Here is an 18,111-nt window from a genome sequence, read left to right as displayed (position 1 = left end):
TAGGCATAGTCAAGCAGCCGAGAATCTACTATAATCAATCGTATTATACTAACGCTCTGATGGAATGTTCAATGGATAATCAACATCTTTCCCTACCTGATATGCAGGTCGTCCAACCAGTTCAGATTAATCCCTTCCAAGCTCAATCCATGGAGTGTACAGCAGCGATTTGTGCAGTCTATGCGGTCGATCTTCCAGGCATGGATCAATATACCTCAATGTCGTCGTATCTCTTTCCCACGACAAGCTTTGAGCGGCTGCTGGCGATTGATTTGCTGAATGCTACGCTGTTTTATATTGATGATGTGTATGATCGCAATCAGCGCCAAGTACCGTTGTATGGCGATCATCCTACTCCAGCAGTGTATGCTGCTTGTGCCAAGATTTTTATTGATGGTCAAATGCCTGATCCAATGCATCGACTTTACCCGATTTGGCAAGAATTGCATCGCCATTTTCACGCTTTAAGCAGTCGTGAGTATCGCCAACGGCTGGTTGAATCGTTGATGCAGCATTTTCAAGCGATTCGCGTGCCGAATATGGCCTTTAAGCAGCCTAAACCCACCACACTTGAAAGCTACCTCAATACTCGCTTACACGATTCGGGCATGTATCCGACGATGTTGTTGATTGAATTTGCGCTTGATATTGCGATCAGCCCAGCAGTGTATACCCATCCGCAGATCAAACGAGCAACCGATTTGGCTGGTTTGGCTGCGGCGATTATGAACGATCTGTTTTCCTACGAGAAAGAAGTTGTGTTGCTTGACTCGCGCTTTAATCTCATCCGAATTCTGATCGATACCCAACAGTTGAGTTTTGAGCAAGCCGTCGATCAAACGATTCGCTTGATTAATCAGTGGATTAGCGAATTTCAGGCGATTGTGGATCAATCCCAATGGTTTGCTGATGCTCAGTATAATCACCAAGCGCGGGCCTATCTGCAAGGGTTGCAGCAGCAAATTGCCGCCGCTTGGTATTGGCAACTCTCCACCAACCGTTATCGTTCGCCCAATTCACCATTTGCCCTGTTGCGCGAGATGTTACCGACGAACCATAATCAGAACATAGAGCATAGAGCATAGAACAAATCAAAAGTTAGAAGTCAAAAGTCAAAATCGCCAATGTTTAACGCAGAGGTGTAGAGAACATGAGGCTTCAGGATTTAGCGGCGAGGGATCAGATGCTATATGATTTTAAACTGCCCCTGATAACTGATCCCTGAACCCTCGCTCCTTCGTGCTCTTCGTGTCCTTCGTGGATCGATCAAGCTTGATTGATCGCCTCTTCAACGACGTTAATAATTTGATCGATGGGAATATTAAAAACGCCAGCCTTGCCTTGGACAAAGCCTTCGCGCCACGATTGATAGCCCTCAAGGTAGCTTGGGTTATCCACATTGGTATCGACCAACTCGGTTAAACTTTGCTCAAGGCTTGCTGCAATAACCGGAAAGTGGTCAAGCTGGGTGAGTGGCTCGTCGCCATGGGGATTTTTGACCTGCACCCCAGCGATGCTGATATGGAAAATTGCCCCCAAGCCTGAGTGATACTCGATTTTGTTGATTAAAATCGCCGATTCTGGCTCGTTGGGGCGGGTGTGGTAGCGCCAAACTTGGCCTTCATTGAAGTAGAAAAGATCGTTGCTTTCGCTCATGACATATTCCTCTCAAAAAATAATTTTAGCTAATATACCAAATAATTGATTCGTTGGCAGCATGCGCTTGTTGCGCCATGATTCGAATACTATCTAAATCATCGCGAATTGCCTCATATACGTTGAGCTTCTCTTGGTCAGTCATTGTTATATATTCAACAAATTCGTTATCAAACCGTTGTTTAAGCTGCGCATAAGGAAATTGTTGCAGCATATCTAGAAGTGGCGCAAGCTCATGGTGGAAAATAAGGTAGACATGACTGTAGCCAGGCCATAAATCACCAATATGGACTGGATAGTCTTCAGTAAATGGCCACTGATTAATTACTTGTTCGCGAACCAGTTGCTTCATTAATCGGCCTAGTAATTCCCAATAGCCTTTTTCTAAGGTGAATGCGTACAACTCCTGTTGATCCTGATCATCGCTTGGCCAGCGGTCGTGTTGAAAACGAACCCGATATAGGGGATCAACCTTGAGCCAATAGGCATGGTATAGATCTTCATCAGCTGGTTCGTTAGCAAGCATTTCTGGTGAAGGCGCTCCATTGCCTTCTAGTTGCTCTAGCTCAGTAAGTTCTTCGGCGGTTATGCGAACGAACGATTGACGAATACCCATCACTAGCTCCTCTGCTATTGCGTTAATATATAACTAACAACAAACCATTGAATGACAGAATCTTTAAGGTAGTAGTCGATATCAGGAATTTGTTGGTCGTAGCGAACAAGCCGAAGATGGGCATAGTTGCCACATTGAATTGTTCCAAAACCATAGGTTTGGGTCGCATTTGCCCCAATCTTCTGGCGCTCACTAATTCCATCGATATCAAAATCGAAGATAACAATATCCGAGCCAATTCCCATAATGCTGCACATTCGCCCAGTTACCTCAATCGGTTGGTTGAGGGGCTTTGTTTCAAGCGTGATGTGCTCAATCGGCGAGGGTCGATAGGGTTCAATCCTGATATTGCGTAAGTATTCGGGCATAATCATTGTTTGATTGCTAGATCGAGCCTCATCAAGACACTCAAGGCCATATTCGCCGACTTGAAAATGGCCTTCTTCTAATTTTGTAATGAAATTTTCGAGCCATTGTTCAAATGATGGCGCTAAAACAAGCCAAGTACAACCTTGCGGATCGATCGAAATAACTTGGCCTTTAACTCCGCCCGGCGCGGGATCATAATCTAAATAGAGATCAATATTGCCATTGCTCGACATGAATGGTATACGCAGTTCCGAATTGATGCCTAATTTGATTGGCCCCTCAATCCATACGCTTTCTTCTGCGACCCATTTATGCCAAATTGGGCCATTTTCGCTCAAATCGTTTTCGCGAGGTGTCGCATTGTCACATCTCCATTGCCACGATTCAACACAATCTGCCAATGAAAACCATTCATACCCTGGATAGCAGCAGATCGGAATGCCGCCTTGATAACTATTCAGCATATACGTTGTTGTAAACGCCAAAGGCAACTCTATTCCTATAGTCGCTTCAGCAGCAGCAATTTGGGCATAATCAACTGGATCATGGCGATATTGCAAGCCTTCAGGATAGTTCAGTCTGAGCCAATCCAAGATGCGTTGCCATAACTCAACAGTGCGTTGATCCATTTGCATATAAAACCTCCTGCCATCTTTCTTTAAATTCAAAATAGAACAAATGTTCTATTTTGTGAGTAGATTATAGCATAGCCGCTGTGAATGTGCACAGGTTCTGATATGCTAAATCACTCTCAATGCCGAGAATTAAAAAATCCGCCAGATCGATGTTACTCGATCTGGCGGATTGGGATGCTCTTAATTTAGCAATACAGGTTGTTGCCTGGGCTTACCCCAAGAATGTTGGTGATTGTTTGGTATGAACTGACGCGGCTTTGGACTTGACCTGGATTACCACCGTTGCATTCCAACGAGCCGTTGATGCTACGAATGGTTTCGCCGAAGCCATTGCCATTGACCATGGCATCGTGAGGAGTCATCGAGCCTGGGCCGCGTTGGGTCATCCAATACCACAAGGCGGTTTTCCAAGCTACGGCGGGGTCACGCGAGACCATATCAGGATCGTTGAGCAAATTCAGACCTAATGCTTGGCCAGCCAAACCATAATTGTAGTTCCAGCTCAATTGAATTGGGCCACGCCCAAAGTAGCGTTTGCCGGGAGCGCAGGGCCATTGGGCGCTATTTTGGCAATATTCGCCTTGGGCAATTTCAGTCACATGGACAAAGTTGCCAGTTTCGTGGGCAAAGTTGGCCAAAGCAGCGGCGGCTTCGCGCTTGCGGGTTTCGGTCGAGCCAGTGCCCGCAAAAGCTGGATAAAAGGCTGCGGCTTGAACCAGACCTTCATACGTGTAGAAGGGATTGCGATTAGGGAACATTTGATCGAATTGGGCTTTGCTAACGATTGAACTAAAGCCCGTCGTTGGTGGTGGTGGGTTGGTTCCGCCACAGGTGGTTGGCTCCCAGAACCAGGTGCTGATGCTCGGGTCATAGCCTGGATTATCGTGCTCGGCCACATAGAAACTGCCATTGTAGCGCACAATATTGCCGGTGTAATATTGACGGCCTGCCACCCAATCGCTGTAGGTACAGGTGCTTGGTGGTGGAGTTGGGGTTGGTGGTGGTGGGTTAGTTCCACCACAGGTGGTTGGCTCCCAGAACCATGTACTGATGGTTGGGTCGTAGCCTGGGTTATCGTGCTCGGCCACATAGAAACTGCCGTTGTAGCGCACAATATTACCGGTGTAATATTGACGGCCAGCCACCCAATCGGTGTAGCTACAACTGCCGCCGCCACCGCCACCACCGCCGCAACTCGTCGGCTCCCAATACCAGGTGCTGACGGTTGGATCATAGCCTGGATTATCGTGCTCAGCCACATAATAATTGCCATTGTAGCGCACAATATTGCCCGTGTAATACTGCTTGCCTGCAACCCAATCGGTAAAATTGCAACTCTGAGCAAGGCTCGCCTGTGAATTAGCAAATGATTGACGTGCCATCCCAGCCTGTGGATTGACCATGCTGCCCCAAAATGCGCTAATCAAGAGTGGTGCTAACAACAACTTGCTTAGCCTTGATGGGTTTAGTTGTGGAAATTTCATGGAGTCTCCTTAATCTACGCTTCAATTGCCCATCACCATTGATAAGATTGAATTGATTCGTATATTTCACCTTTGTTATTCCAGTGAAATTATGAAGAACTTAGCATGACCAGCTAGCCTTGTCAAGAGTTTTTCTTAATAAAAAGTTTAAATTAGTATAAATATGATTAAAAATAGCTAATTTGAAGGAGCAGTTGAGCATTAAGCTAAGCGTTAGTTTGCCCCAATTTGGATGGAACGAACAGCTTTTAAGCTTAGAGCGTTGGTATAATTGAGGTGAACCAGCGAACAAGCCAGCTATGAATCTTCGGCAGCAAACTCTGATGGTTAAACTCAGCACGCTTAGTTCACGTTTAGTTACTAAAATGGGCCAAAGAATTATCGAGAATCGCGTGCATTACATAAATCGTGCTAAGTAAGCCAGAAGTAGCGAATTTGACAAACAAGTGCTTTGCTGCTATACTTACGCCTCGTAACAACTGAATGAGATTTCGTCCGGAGCAGTGGCCGAGCGGTTGAAGGCGACTGTCTTGAAAATAGTTAGGGTGTCAAAGCCCTCGTGGGTTCGAATCCCACCTGCTCCTCCACCATAGATACGGGAAGGTGGCTGAGTGGACGAAAGCAACGGTTTGCTAAACCGTCGAGGGGTCACACCCTCCGAGGGTTCGAATCCCTCCCTTCCCGCCAAAAACAACGTGAGTATTGCTCACGTTGTTTTGTTTTAACTTCAACCTTTACATGCTATAATCCTGCCCTCATTGCCTAATTATTGTTGATTTTTAAGGAGGCAGGCTTGAAAGCAATTGTTATAGCTCTTTTTTTGGGTTTGTTACTAATGCAAATTGGTGTGGCCGCACCCCAAAGTGCGGTCGTGGCAGGCGAGTTACGCGCCGACGCAACCTTTGCCCACATTGGGGTCTCGTGGGCGATTAGTGGCGATACCAATCGCAATAGCACGCTAACCTTGGAATATCGTTTGGTTGGTAGTTCAACTTGGCGCAATGCAGCTCCGGCCATGCGAGCCAATCCCAGTACGATCGTTGAGGGCGAAACGCTCAATCGCAATTATCATGCAGCCAGCGCAATGTGGCTCACTGCTGGAGATGAATATGAATTACGGGCTACCCTAACCGATCCTGATGGTGGTGGCACAAGCCGCACAATCACCAAGCGCACCCGTAGCCTAACAGATTTTGGGCCAGCTGTGCGCACGCGTTTTGTGGTTCCAGGCAATGGTGGCGGCGATGGCTCGTTTGGCAATCCGTATCAAGGTATTCAAACGGCGGTTAATAATGCTGAGCCAGGCGATACCTTCACCTTGGCAGCAGGAACCTATCAACCCTTCCAGATTTTGATCAGTGGAACTCAAGCCAAACCAATTCGAATCAGCGGACCGCTCAATCGTAAGGCGATTATTGATGGAGCTAATACGACGCGCGGCGTGGTAACCCTTGGCGAGAGCAACCAAACCCTTGGCTTTGTGATCTTAGAGAACTTGACGATTCAAAATGGGGCTTGGGGGATCGATGCTCAGCATACTCACGACATTCTGATTAGCCGCAACCTGATTCGTGATGTTGGCTTTGGCATCTACAACCGTCGCCAAACCCATCAAGAATACAACCAAACTGTGATTGATAATGTGATTAGTGGTCGTACTACTTGGCCAGGCACGGGCATTCCCAGCGAGCGCGGCCTCGATTTACGCGGCACTGGCAATGTTGTGGCCTATAACAGCGTGATGAATTTTGGCGATTGTATCTCGGTGCAGCCATGGAACGCCCAAAGCAGCTATGGTCAAGATATTTACCATAACGAAGCGGCATTTTGCGTTGATGATGGAATTGAGATCGATTATAACCAAGCCAATACGCGAGTTTGGAATAATCGCGTGACCAATGCTCGGACTGGAGTCAGCATTCAGCCAATTTATGGTGGGCCTGCCTATCTGTTTCGGAATAACTTTTTTAATATTGCTGGCGCACCATTCAAACTACACAATCAACCAACTGGCTTGTTTATTGCCCACAATAGCTCGGCGCGAATCGGTAACGCGCTGAGTGATGATGGTCAGCAATGGCGCAATACAATTATTCGTAATAATTTTATGTTGGGTACGCGCTATGCCTTTGAATTTATGACGATTGCCGACGAAGGCTTTCGCGATGTGGATTACAACGGCTGGGGAACCAACCACGCCAGCGATTCGCCCTCAGCTCCCGATTTCAAATGGAATAATGTGCGCTATTTGCGGCTGAGCAATTTGCAGGCAATTGGGGTTGAAACCCATGGCGTAACTGTGAGTTTCAATGATGTCTACAATGCCAGCCTGCCAGCCTCAGTCGATGTGGCCTCGCCGATTGGCGAAGCCGATTTACGTTTGCAAAGCAGTTCAGTGGCGATCAATAAAGGTGCAGTAATTGCCAATCTCAATGATCCATTTGTGACCGATGGGCAGCCCGATTTAGGTGCATTTGAATTGGGTCAGTCGCTGCCCCACTATGGCCCACGCATCGATTATCAAATTCCAAGCAATATTCGGGTTTATGTGCCGTTAGCTCGACGTTAATCTGACATACTATAAAACGCCCTGATTTACAAATGGTCAGGGCATTTTCATGGCTATAAATCGGCGCGAATTGCCCATAAATCGGGGAAGAATGGCTTAATCGTGCTGGCAAGATAGGCTGCACCACTTGAGCCACCAGTGCCTTGCTTCATGCCAATCGTGCGTTCAACCATTTTAACATGGCGATAACGCCACTCTTGAAAGCCCTCGTCAAGATCGATCAGACGTTCGCAGAGGTTGCTGACCAAGGGATTTTGGCGATACACCGTGATCAAAATCGCCTGAATTTCGGGCGATGCTGCCAGTGCTTGGGTTACATCACGCCCAATTTGCTCACTGGGGATGGCGTAGCCATTCAGCTGAAGATAGTGCAAAAAGCTATCCCATAGGCTTGGTTCTTGGTAGCGTTGTTCAAGCCGTTCATGGCTTGCTAATGCGGCAAAGTGTTGCAAAATTGCTGGACGTTTGTAGCCAAGGGCAAATTCAATCTCGCGAAATTGCAGCGATTGAAAGCCACTGGCCGATTCGAGCGAGCCGCGAAAGGCATTGAATTGCAGGGGAGTCATGGTTTCCATCACATCGACTTGGGCCACGATGGTTTTCAGAATCGTTAAAATGCGGCGGATGCTTTGGTTGGCGCGGCCTGTATCGTTGGCGCGGAGTAGATCGCCCAAATAATCAAGTTCGTGCAAAATCTGCTTAAACCACAACTCATAAACCTGATGAATCACGATGAACAATAATTCGTCGTGTTCGGGGCCATGGCTGCGTGGCGTTTGTAAGGCCAAAAGTTCATCAATATTTAAATAACTAGCATAGGTTAATGCCTGAGACATGGCACACTCCTTCGGATGCGGCGTTTCAATTGGGCTTGCGGCGCAAGTCTACCATAGCCAATCAGCAGCGTCTACCTGTAATGGTTTATAACCTTAGCAACGGCCAGCATGCCCTCACCCCCTGACCCCCTCTCCCGCCCGCGAGGCGAGGGGAACCGCTTCGGGAGTGCTCCCCTCACCCGCCGCAGTGGGAGAGGTGCTGGGGGTGAGGGATAGTCATCATTGCCAACCCAATGAGCCATTACATCTACCAATTAGCCTAATACTCCTAGTTGCTCAATAGCCAAACAGGGTCGTGAAAAGCTTAAAATTCACGCCAAAACTCAACTGCCCATTTGACATGTTCTGTGTTACACTGGCCATGCAGCAGGGTGAGTAAATTAACATTGTTCTTGGGTAGTGGCCTACTAAGCCATGTGGTAGCACATGGAGGAGTCTTGAACATGCTAAAACGAGCCGCATTGGGGATGCTTGTAATCATAGGTTTGGCCTTCGTTAGTGCTTGTGGGGGTACTTCTCAGCCCCAAGCCGAGACGATCAAAATCGGCTTTTTTGGCCCAATGAGCGGCAACAGTGCCAGTGATGGCACGCACTCGATGTATGCTGCGAAATTGGCGATTGATCAAGCCAATGCCAACCAAACTGTGCCTGGCAAAACCTTCGAGTTGGTGACCTATGACGATCAACTTGATCCCAATCAAGCAATTACGGTGGCTCAAAAACTCGTTACTGAAGATAAAGTTCGCGCCGTGATTGGCGGCTCCTACAGCAGTACCACCCGCGCAGCCGCCCCTGTCTTTCAACAAGCTGGCATCCCAATGTTGGCGGCCTATGCTACTCATCCCGAAGTTACCAAAACTGGCCCGATGATCTTTCGGGTCATTTATATAACAACCGTTCAGGGTAAAGCATTAGCGGTTTATGCCACGACTAAGCTCAATTATCGTAATTTCCATGTGCTGAATATTAATAATGATTATGGGCGGAGCATCACCGAGGCTTTTACCAAAACCGCCCAAGCCAACCACTCGACGATCGTTAGCACCAGCGAATATGCCAGCGATGCTACTGATTTTAGCAGCCAGATTGCGATAATTAAGGCCAAACCAGCTGATGCTTTGATTTTGGTTGGTTATTATGCCCAAAGTGCTGATATCATTAAGCAAGTTCGCCAAGCAGGCATTACCTTGCCCATTATTGGCTCCGATGGCTTGGATTCGCCGTCGTTGGTCGATCTTGGTGGTAGCGATGTTGAAGGCGTGATTCTGGCAACCGATTTTTCGCGCAATGATCCACGGTCAATTGTTCAGAACTTTATTCGCGAGTATCGCAATGCTCACGGGATTGATCCCGACGTTGTAGCTTCATCAACCTACGATGCTACTAATTTGTTGATCGATGCCTTCAAACGCAGCCCAAACACCAGTTCAAGCGCGATTCGCGATACTTTGGCGGCGACCCAAACCTACGAAGGGGTAACTGGTGCAATTGTCTTTACGCCTGAACGTGAAGTTAATAAAACCGTCTTGTTTGTCAAAATTGAGCGAGGAGCTTTTACCTTTCTGGATAAACTTGATCCCAGTCAATTGCCCTAAATCGATGTGAGCACTTCGTTCGATCCAACGTCGCAAAGCAACATTTCAGCAGAGATAGGAATACATATGCGGGCACGGGTTCGCCAACGAGTTACCTGGATTATCTTGCTTGCGGCGTTGTTGCCGTTATTAGCGGTTTGGGCAATCGCCTTGACGATTAGCTATCGAGCGCAACAGCGTTCGGCGCAAAATCAACAAGTGGCGCTCACCAACCTAGCAGCTGAAGATTATCGGCGCTTTGTGCTTAATAGTATGGATGAGTTGCGCGGCGCTGCTGAAACGCTTGGAAATAATGGTAATCCTAGTCAGTTGAGCGATTTGCAACTAGGTTCGCAAGTGCTGTTTGGCTCAAGTTTTTCTGAAGTTGGTGTCTATAATCTGAATGGTGAACGAATCGCCGTGGCGGCCCGCTTGCGTGGCGTGCGCATGCCCGAATCGTTGGCTGGCGCACCATTATTGCAAATGGTGCGAAATCGCCAAGTTGCAATTGAAAACCCTGCGCCCTTGCAAGCGCTCTCCTTGCCACTTGCCCCCAGCGAGGTGCCGCACTTTCGGATGGCTTTGCCAATTTTAGGCAATGCCAACGCCCAATTAATTCTGGTCGCTGATATTAGCATGGATCGGATTTGGGAAACGACTTCGCGGATTGAATCAGCCGCTCAAATGCGGGTGTTGGTGATCAATCAACAAGGCCAATTAATTAGTGCCGCCAATACCCAAGCACTGATCGAGAATCAAGATTTATCCAGCTTACCCTTGCTGCAAACTGGCAATTCGATTGAAACCTATCGTAGCCCCTTTGGCGAAGAAGTTTTGGGCGTGCGCACCTCGCTTGATCCTACCGATTGGATTTTGATCGTCGAACGACCACTTGAGGTTATTTATAGTAATGTTCAAACGTTGGCAATTAGTTTGTTGATTGTGATTGGGATTGCCTTGCCGATTGTGGCGGCGATTGGTTGGTATGTTGGTCGGCGATTGGCCTTGCCAGTTCAAAAATTATATGCAAGCGTCACCCGTTTTACCGATGATCCCAATGCCTATACTCCGGTGCACCTCAACACCCGCGACGAATTAGCTAGCCTTGGCGAGGCCTTCAATACGATGGTGGTTGGCCTAAATGCCTCGCAAACACGGCTTTCCAAAATGAATGAAGAGCTTGAAAGCTTGGTTGTTACCAGAACTGGCGAGTTGAATCAGGCTTTGGCTGAGGTGCAAGCCCAAAATGTTGAACAAGAACGCTTGCTTGAAACTGTGCGCCGCCTGAGCATGCCGACCATTCCAATTACCAAACATATGCTGGTGATGCCGTTGGTGGGTGAATTTAGTGCCAATCGGGCTGGCGATATTAATGCAACCTTGCTCAAAGCGATTGAACAACAACAAGCTAAAGTTGTAATTATGGATATTACAGGTGTGCCAGTTGTCGATCAATCAGTTGCGCGAGCCTTGATCAGTGCTTCGCATGCGGCTCAATTGCTGGGTGCACGGGTAATTTTGGCGGGGATTCGCCCTGATATGGCCGAAACCTTAGTTAATTTACAACTAGATCTTTCGGTGATTGATACGGCTGCAACCTTGGCCCAAGCCTTTAGCCGTGGCACTGAGTATTTGCAAAGCCGGCGGCGCTAAGTTGAACATCAACTATGCTCAGGCTCGTTGCGAATGTAGAGTTGTTTGAGCAGTGGCGTAAACACGCGGTAAAAACGCTCGAGGGTATCGATCATCCAAACGTGATGATCACCCCATTGCTGATGATCGTGCAAATTGGCATTGCGCCGAATCAGCCAAATTTGATATTCTTTCGTCAAAGGATTTTCGCGCCATTCGAGGCCAACCCCTAATTGTTGCTCAATTGCCACCCGTTGTTGGCGCAACCAACGAAAACGCAGCTTGGCTGAAATCCCACTGAGCATTACCGCTACGCCAATCCAATTATCGCGTTGATTCAAGACTGCTTGTAAGCTGCAATCGGCACGGCCTAAGGCAAAGCTGGTGCTTGGCTCAGAATGCGGTTTTTTAGCGCTAAGGTGGCTATTGCGCTCACGTAACATGGCATTAAAGCGCATCCAATAGCCTAAATAAATATTTTTGCTGGGGTTGGCCGGAGCGGGCGGCGCTGCTGGAAATGGCTCGTTGGTGATTGCTAATTCCCAATCGGCTGGTTTGCAAATCAGCTTGAAGTGTGGGGCAAAGGGCGAATCATCAATTTGCCATAACTCTAGCTCAATCGCAAAAAATAACAAATGAGGCAGGGTTTGTTGATTGAGCCATTCGATCGTAGCGCGATGCTCAGGCGTAAAATGTTCAGCAATCCAAATTAAAATTGTAGCTTTGACCGTGCTAGCGGTGGTAAGTAATTGCCCAAGATGGGCATGATCGCTGCCAGCTAATTGATTTTCGATCAAGACCTTGGTTTCGGTGCGTTGATCGTAGCACACCAAGCTTTGGCGTAAATTGCCAGTGCCCTTGTTGAGTGCTTCAAAGCGTAATTCGAGGTTGGTGGCAGTGTTGAGCTGGGCGATATTTTCGGCTTGGGTGAGCCAGTGGGTAAAATGGCTGGCTGCCTGCCGCCAAGCATCATGAATGGGAACCCGTTTAAGCCGACCAAGCTGATTCATCGCCGTAATTCCTCACTACACCGTTGGGCTGCAACCTGCTACAGATTATAGCATGAAGGGCGGGTTGCCCGGTTAAAGCTCCATCAAGCGATTGATTTGCCGCAGCGCCAAGCCTGTTAGCATTCCGTTGATTCGTTAAAGGAGTGGCAACGATGGCAGATGATCGGCAAATTCTGGAAACTGAGCGCTTGATATTGCGCAAATTAACCCCTGATGATCTTGAGGCATTATTCCGACTGTATCGTGATCCGATTATTCGTGAGCACTTCCCTGAGGGTGTGTTGAGTCGCGCCGAAACTCAAGCCGAGCTTGATTGGATTATCAAGGTTTATTACGGCGACTATGACTATGGCTTGTGGGCAACGATTTATAAACCAACTGGAGAATTCATTGGGCGCTGTGGTTTACTGCCATGGGTGATCGACGAGCGCCAAGAAGTTGAAGTAGCCTATTTGCTCGATCGAGCTTATTGGAGGCAGGGTTTGGCAACCGAGGCAGCTCAAGCAATTGTTGCCTATGGGTTTGATCAGCTTAAATTTGATCGTTTAATTTGCTTACCAATCCCCGAAAATGCTGCTTCAATTCGGGTAGCTGAAAAAATGGGCATGCACTTGGAGCGCGAGCTGGTGCTCGATGGCTCGCCCGCGCTGTTGTATTCAATTGCCAAAAGCTAGGTTATGGTTGTGCTGGAAATGGCTCGACTGAATAGGCTCCGTTGCGGCCAACATAGATCGCCAAGCGCCCGCTGAGGAAAACGAAATAACTACTGACTCCTGCGGCCATGCTTTGCTGCAAAAATGTGGGATAGCTGATTTCGCCGCGTTGCGATGCCTTGAGAGCTGTTTGAAAGGCGACTAAATCTAGTTGGTTGGCAATTGCTGGCAGCTCGTTTAGGCTTAATCGATAGACGAAGCTTTGGCCTTGATGACCATAGTAGGTCATTTCAAGCCGAATCAGATCAACATGATATTGCTCGACACTTGGGCTTAGTCGCTGAATCACCTCGGGAAAGGGTAAGGTTCCGTTGAGGGTGCTCTCGGCACAGGCTTGTAGCAGGGTTTGATCAAACGTTGCCATGGTGTTGCTCCATAACTGAATGCTATGGAGCTAGTTTAGTTCTCAGCCAGTAGCAATGATTGAAGAAATGCGACATCCTTGCTGCTGGCCGCATAGGCTGCTGGCGATTGACCGACGCGGGAGGCAAATTGGCGAATAAAATGGGCCTGATCTGCGTAGCCTGAATCATGGGCGAGGCTGGCCCAAGAATCACGTTTGGCCAATGAGCGCATCGCCTGATCAAATTGGACTAAGCTGGCATAAGCCTTTGGTTGCAAGCCAATTTGCTGGTTGAATAGCCGTTCTAGTTGTCGCCGACTGAGGTTGACCTCACGCGCAAGCTGGCTAATCGGATATGTGCCCTTGGATGCAAGCAGAATCTTTACCGCATTGATGAGGCTAGCGTGGGGCGAGTATGCTTGTGGCATGAGTTGATCATATACAAATTGACTAATTAGTTCGGCAACGCTGGTTAGATCGGCTGATTGTAAGGCTAGCGTGTCGATTTGCTCAATCAGATATTCGAGCTGACTCGCGGCTATAAATTCGTGCAATGGCACATGCTGATCGTGCAAATCAGCCATTGTATGCTTGAAACTGGCAAACACGCCATACGGTTGAAAAACCAGCAAGATTGTTTGGGTTTGTTGGTCGGGCTGAAATTGGCGAATTGTTGATTGTAATCCCGTCAAGCCTAGGCGATTTAAACGTTTAAACGTATTTATTGGCTGCTGATGTACGGCCAAACGCCCTTGATATTGGATTCCAGCCACCGGAAATGGTGTTGGCAAGACCGGATAGGCCGTGGCTGCGGCTTCATGCGATTGATGCAATATGATCGAACGAATCAATGGGCGTAACGCACGATTGACTGGCAGACTAACCAACCGCATGCAGGCTCCTTGCAGGGAGTGATGATCTATTCAGGATCGTATTCTAGCTGCCATGCTGTGATTGTTCAATCCTGATTTGCTAAGCAGAACGAGACCACGAAGAGCGCCCAGCTCTATTTTTTAGCCACAGATGAGCACAGATTTATTTGATTATGTTGGTATGCCAAATGGCTGAACACTGCATTGTTGCCTCAAATTCCTGTTCTTTACCCCCTTCGTGTCCTTCGTGCACTTCGTGGATCAAATACTCTGCGCCTCGGCTTTTGCCTTTTGATTTGTTCTATGCTCTATGTTCTATGCTCTCTTTGCTGTGGCCTAACTTTTTAGCCTGTGCTTGGATATAACTAGTGAGGGCGCACTCAACAATTGGCTGAAAGGAAGGATATGCACGATCACGAAGCTATAGCTCGACTCAAACAAGGTGATATCGCTGGGCTAGCCCCCCTTGTTCACCACTATCAATATCAGGCTGTCCGCGCAGCGATCTTGGTTGTCCGCGATCGGGCTGCTGCTGAAGATATTGTTCAATCGGCTTTTCTGCGGGTGGTGCAGCGCATCCAACAATTTGATAGCCAACGCGCTTTTGGCCCGTGGTTTATGAAAATTGTATTGAACGATGCACTCAAAGATGCCCAACGTCGCGAACGCCAAAGCTCACTTGATCAATCAAACGCTGCTGGTTTGGTATTGTTCGAAGAATTAATGAGCAACGAACCTCAACCAGAGGCCTTGTTGGAGCAAGATGCGCTGCGCGAAAGCGTTATCCAAGCTTTGAACCAGCTAACGCCGTTGCAACGAGCAGCGATTGTGCAGCGCTATTACCTTGGAATGAGCGAGGCCGAAATGGCCGATGATGCCGCCACTAGCGCAGGCGCAATCAAACAACGCTTGTTCGGCGCTCGCGAACGGTTACGTCGGCTCTTAGCCCCCATCATTAATGAATCTGTGTAGTCGAGGAGTCTGCAATGCATAACGATAAACATATTTCACAAGCACTCGCCAGCGTCGCTGAACATGAAGTACCCGAAGGTTCGCTCAATTTGCTCAAGCCAATTCAAGCCCAAGTTGCGCTTAAGCCCCAAGCAACGCGGCGGGTTGGTTGGTTGCGGCCAGCCATGATCGCCGCGTGTGGGGTGGCCTTGGCGGCGCTTGGTTTTGGCTTACTGCCTAGCCAAGTCAATCAGGTGAGTGCCAAGGAGGCCTTGCGGCGTGCCGAACAAGTAACCGCTTTTGGCTTGACGGGAATTGATTCGCTGCATGGCGTACTCGAAACCCATGTGCCCGAAACTGGTAGCGTAGTCAGCGAAAAAATTTGGGTGCAGCAACCAAATAAATTACGCAAAGAAATTATTTGGCCCAGCGGTGCTAATACCCCCGAACAATACGAAACCCAAATTATGAATGGCGACGATGCGTGGGCTTGGATCTCGCCAGCCGGCCAGCCCAATGTGGTTGATGGCACGGTCTCGCAGTTCAGTTCAAGCGAATTGGATGGGGCGTTGTATGTGATTCCCAATCCAACTTCCTCAATCGATTCGAATGGTCAAAACGATGGTTTGTGCGCCCAACCAGGCGATCAGCTTTCAACCGTTGGTCAAGAAAGCCTGCTGGGTCGCAATGCCTTGGTGATCGAATGTATCATTGGTGGCGATAGTGACCAAGCCAATACGCGGCTCAAATTCTGGATCGACGATGAGTTATTTGTGGTGTTGAAATCGGAATATTTCGAGACCAACGGCGACTTGTTCGTTGAATCAGAATACAGTGTGTTTGAAGTCAATGGTTCATATCCTGCCGACTTCTTTACCCCACCAGCAGGCGCTCCAATCGACGTTACCGAATAAGCATTCAGCCTCAAGCCAGCGATCAATTGTTGATCGCTGGCTTTTGCTTTAAATGCAATCATGCCAACGACCGATTGACATGCTCGTGCTTGGGCTACTAGACTACTAATGCTTCATGGGTGAAGCACTAGTTTTTCTGAACAAGCGGAGTATAGAATGCACCACAGCTCATCAATCGACGATATCGCAGCGATTCAGCAAGCAGCCTTGGATTATCTGGAATCTCAGCACAACCTTGATCCTGCGCAAATGCAGCGCAGTATTCATCCACGCATGGTCAAACGCACATTCTGGACGCATCGTGGCACTGGCAAACAATATTTGCGTGAAGCCAGCGCCGAGGAAATGATTTTGCTGGCCGAAAGTTATAATCGAGCTGGCGATAAATTTCCCGCAACGCCGCGCAAAACGGTTGAAATTTTAGATGTCCAAGCGAGCGTTGCCAGCGTGAAACTTACCGCTGACGAGTGGATCGATTATATGCATCTGGTTAAAATCAACGATCAATGGACAGTGGTTAATGTGCTGTGGGCCTATCACGATCAGGATCTTCACCGCTAATCTGTCATAATCAAGGAGTTGCGTGGTAGTATTTGGGTGCTAGCACGTAAGCAAATTAACCTAAATTACGCTCGATAAAAATCGATCATCGAATTGCTGGTGTTTGATCATATCTGCAACCATCAGTTCGATGGTTGGCCGATCAAGGCTGCTGATCAAAATATCAGGAGCTTCAAACAGATCTATTTCATCAGCATTATTCAATTGAAGATAGAAGAAATCAAATGTTTCAACTGTAAATGCAAACTCATCGCCATCAACAAATATGACACTCATATTAATTGCATCGAGTGTGTTATTAAATTGAGCGTGAAATTCTTCAGTACTAGCTTCCGATTCAAGCCAAATTGTATAATCAATACCTTGTTTATCGATGATCGTATTTGGCCGATTGATCGGTTGAGCAAGCAGACTTGATTCAGCCAGTTGATCAAAATTTATACTAGGCGTGAACAAATGAATTGGCTTGAACAAATATAATCCATTCAGGTTGATACTATGCGTTTGCATTATCTGGCGGATAATTGGCAGCTGGATAGCATTAATCGCTGCTAATTCAATATTCTGAATATAAATTGAATCGATAATATCAAAATTTGCTTGAGCCTTAATGATTGATCGAATTTGCTCGAGGGTAGTTTGATAGACGATCATTGGGAAATCTCCATAGAGCTTTGATGCTTTATAGTCGTTTTGGTTGCGCTGTTTCTATGTGCGCTCATGCTTGCGACAGCCCTTGACACAGCCAGGCATTATAGTATCAGCAGAAAGACCAATGACATGGACGATCTGCTCAGGTATAATGTGCAAGAAACCGGTGTAGCACAGCGTTGCTGTGTGTTATGCTCAATGCGAGGTGGCTCATGGAAGAACCAGAATACCGTCCTGAACTTGACCCAGAACATGAACAGGCCGCTGGCTGGCGTGGTTTCAGCACTTTAGGGCTGTTTCTTGAAGAAGATGGCTGGTTTCCGCAACGTGTCGAAGATCGTCCAGCCTATCGCATGCATTATCAAGGCGCAAATGTTGATATTCGTTGTTTGGCCCAAATTAAGCTTGAACAAGAACAATTATTGATTTATGCCTATGCTCCCATGAAAGTTCCTGAAGATAAGCGCCAATTAGTGGCCGAATATTTGATTCGGGCTAATTATGGCTTGCATATTGGGAATTTCGAGCTTGATTTTAGTGATGGTGAAGTGCGCTTCAAGAGTAGCCTAGATTTTGAAGATGAAACCCTGACCTTTATTTGGATTCGTAACGCGATTTATCCATCAGTTCACTTGATGAATCGCTATTTCCCCGGTTTGATGATGGTGATGTATGGTGAGAAAACGCCCGCCGAAGCCATTACCGTGATCGAGCAATAGCCGATT

18 protein-coding genes and 2 tRNA genes are annotated in these 18,111 nt (G+C 47.7%); 11 read left to right on the top strand and 9 right to left on the bottom strand.

Going from position 1 to position 18,111, the window contains the following annotated elements; translation table 11 throughout:
* Positions 1-71: 71 nt before the first annotated feature.
* A complete protein-coding gene (locus ABEB26_RS04640) occupies positions 72-1,085 on the top strand; it encodes a terpene synthase family protein (RefSeq protein WP_345720794.1) in 1,014 nt (337 codons plus the stop codon).
* Between the two features lie 181 nt (positions 1,086-1,266).
* Here the strand turns inward: ABEB26_RS04640 and ABEB26_RS04635 are convergent, their stop codons facing one another.
* From ABEB26_RS04635 to ABEB26_RS04620, 4 genes are all read right to left on the bottom strand, one after another.
* Positions 1,267-1,656 carry a hypothetical protein gene (locus tag ABEB26_RS04635; RefSeq protein ID WP_345720793.1) on the bottom strand — a complete coding sequence of 130 codons (390 nt, stop codon included), beginning with the start codon at positions 1,654-1,656 and terminating at the stop codon, positions 1,267-1,269.
* A 25-nt stretch (positions 1,657-1,681) separates the two neighbouring features.
* Positions 1,682-2,272, bottom strand: a complete 591-nt coding sequence (locus ABEB26_RS04630) for a hypothetical protein (RefSeq protein ID WP_345720792.1) — start codon at positions 2,270-2,272, stop codon at positions 1,682-1,684.
* Positions 2,273-2,286: 14 nt separating this feature from the next.
* The gene (locus ABEB26_RS04625; protein ID WP_345720791.1) at positions 2,287-3,276 is read right to left on the bottom strand and encodes an SMI1/KNR4 family protein; all 990 of its coding nucleotides are present in this window, start codon (positions 3,274-3,276) and stop codon (positions 2,287-2,289) included.
* A 185-nt stretch (positions 3,277-3,461) separates the two neighbouring features.
* Entirely contained in the window at positions 3,462-4,391 is a 930-nt protein-coding gene (locus tag ABEB26_RS04620; RefSeq protein ID WP_486348294.1) for a glycoside hydrolase family 19 protein, read from the bottom strand.
* An 866-nt stretch (positions 4,392-5,257) separates the two neighbouring features.
* On the opposite strand from ABEB26_RS04620, the gene ABEB26_RS04615 reads away from it, so the two are divergent.
* The 3 genes from ABEB26_RS04615 (at position 5,258) to ABEB26_RS04605 (ending at position 7,329) form a co-directional block, all read left to right on the top strand.
* Positions 5,258-5,347, top strand: a tRNA-Ser gene (locus tag ABEB26_RS04615).
* Between the two features lie 10 nt (positions 5,348-5,357).
* A tRNA-Ser gene (locus ABEB26_RS04610) sits at positions 5,358-5,447 on the top strand.
* A 106-nt stretch (positions 5,448-5,553) separates the two neighbouring features.
* Positions 5,554-7,329, top strand: a complete 1,776-nt coding sequence (locus ABEB26_RS04605; protein WP_345720789.1) for a right-handed parallel beta-helix repeat-containing protein — start codon at positions 5,554-5,556, stop codon at positions 7,327-7,329.
* 53 nt (positions 7,330-7,382) lie between these two features.
* On the opposite strand, the gene ABEB26_RS04600 is transcribed toward ABEB26_RS04605, so the two are convergent.
* A complete protein-coding gene (locus tag ABEB26_RS04600) occupies positions 7,383-8,165 on the bottom strand; it encodes a tryptophan 2,3-dioxygenase (RefSeq protein WP_345720787.1) in 783 nt (260 codons plus the stop codon).
* A 443-nt stretch (positions 8,166-8,608) separates the two neighbouring features.
* On the opposite strand from ABEB26_RS04600, the gene ABEB26_RS04595 reads away from it, so the two are divergent.
* A complete protein-coding gene (locus tag ABEB26_RS04595; RefSeq protein ID WP_345720786.1) occupies positions 8,609-9,760 on the top strand; it encodes an ABC transporter substrate-binding protein in 1,152 nt (383 codons plus the stop codon).
* Positions 9,761-9,826: 66 nt separating this feature from the next.
* The gene (locus ABEB26_RS04590; protein WP_345720785.1) at positions 9,827-11,392 is read left to right on the top strand and encodes an STAS domain-containing protein; all 1,566 of its coding nucleotides are present in this window, start codon (positions 9,827-9,829) and stop codon (positions 11,390-11,392) included.
* 8 nt (positions 11,393-11,400) lie between these two features.
* On the opposite strand, the gene ABEB26_RS04585 is transcribed toward ABEB26_RS04590, so the two are convergent.
* Positions 11,401-12,381, bottom strand: a complete 981-nt coding sequence (locus ABEB26_RS04585) for a DUF4268 domain-containing protein (protein WP_345720784.1) — start codon at positions 12,379-12,381, stop codon at positions 11,401-11,403.
* Positions 12,382-12,533: 152 nt separating this feature from the next.
* Here ABEB26_RS04585 and ABEB26_RS04580 point away from each other — a divergent pair, with 152 nt between their 5' ends.
* Positions 12,534-13,055 (top strand): GNAT family N-acetyltransferase, encoded by a 522-nt coding sequence (locus tag ABEB26_RS04580; protein WP_345720783.1) that lies wholly within the window; start codon positions 12,534-12,536, stop codon positions 13,053-13,055.
* A 1-nt stretch (position 13,056) separates the two neighbouring features.
* Here the strand turns inward: ABEB26_RS04580 and ABEB26_RS04575 are convergent, their stop codons facing one another.
* Together ABEB26_RS04575 and ABEB26_RS04570 are read right to left on the bottom strand one after the other, a co-directional pair.
* A complete protein-coding gene (locus ABEB26_RS04575; RefSeq protein ID WP_345720782.1) occupies positions 13,057-13,458 on the bottom strand; it encodes a DUF1398 domain-containing protein in 402 nt (133 codons plus the stop codon).
* A gap of 35 nt (positions 13,459-13,493) precedes the next feature.
* On the bottom strand, positions 13,494-14,330 hold the full coding sequence (locus ABEB26_RS04570) for a helix-turn-helix domain-containing protein (RefSeq protein WP_345720781.1): 837 nt from the start codon (positions 14,328-14,330) through the stop codon (positions 13,494-13,496).
* 384 nt (positions 14,331-14,714) lie between these two features.
* On the opposite strand from ABEB26_RS04570, the gene ABEB26_RS04565 reads away from it, so the two are divergent.
* The 3 genes from ABEB26_RS04565 (at position 14,715) to ABEB26_RS04555 (ending at position 16,735) form a co-directional block, all read left to right on the top strand.
* A complete protein-coding gene (locus ABEB26_RS04565) occupies positions 14,715-15,281 on the top strand; it encodes an RNA polymerase sigma factor (RefSeq protein WP_345720780.1) in 567 nt (188 codons plus the stop codon).
* Between the two features lie 14 nt (positions 15,282-15,295).
* Entirely contained in the window at positions 15,296-16,174 is an 879-nt protein-coding gene (locus ABEB26_RS04560) for a LolA family protein (protein ID WP_345720779.1), read from the top strand.
* A 156-nt stretch (positions 16,175-16,330) separates the two neighbouring features.
* Entirely contained in the window at positions 16,331-16,735 is a 405-nt protein-coding gene (locus ABEB26_RS04555) for a nuclear transport factor 2 family protein (RefSeq protein ID WP_345720778.1), read from the top strand.
* Between the two features lie 60 nt (positions 16,736-16,795).
* Here the strand turns inward: ABEB26_RS04555 and ABEB26_RS04550 are convergent, their stop codons facing one another.
* Positions 16,796-17,389 carry a hypothetical protein gene (locus ABEB26_RS04550; RefSeq protein WP_345720777.1) on the bottom strand — a complete coding sequence of 198 codons (594 nt, stop codon included), beginning with the start codon at positions 17,387-17,389 and terminating at the stop codon, positions 16,796-16,798.
* Between the two features lie 209 nt (positions 17,390-17,598).
* Between ABEB26_RS04550 and ABEB26_RS04545 the strand changes: the two genes are divergently transcribed.
* A complete protein-coding gene (locus ABEB26_RS04545; protein ID WP_012189015.1) occupies positions 17,599-18,105 on the top strand; it encodes a YbjN domain-containing protein in 507 nt (168 codons plus the stop codon).
* Positions 18,106-18,111: the final 6 nt, after the last annotated feature.

Source organism: Herpetosiphon gulosus (genome assembly GCF_039545135.1).
In the GTDB taxonomy this organism is placed as follows: Bacteria; Chloroflexota; Chloroflexia; order Chloroflexales; family Herpetosiphonaceae; genus Herpetosiphon; species Herpetosiphon gulosus.
Note: the sequence above shows the minus strand (reverse complement) of the source record. Positions and strands in the feature narration are given on the sequence as shown.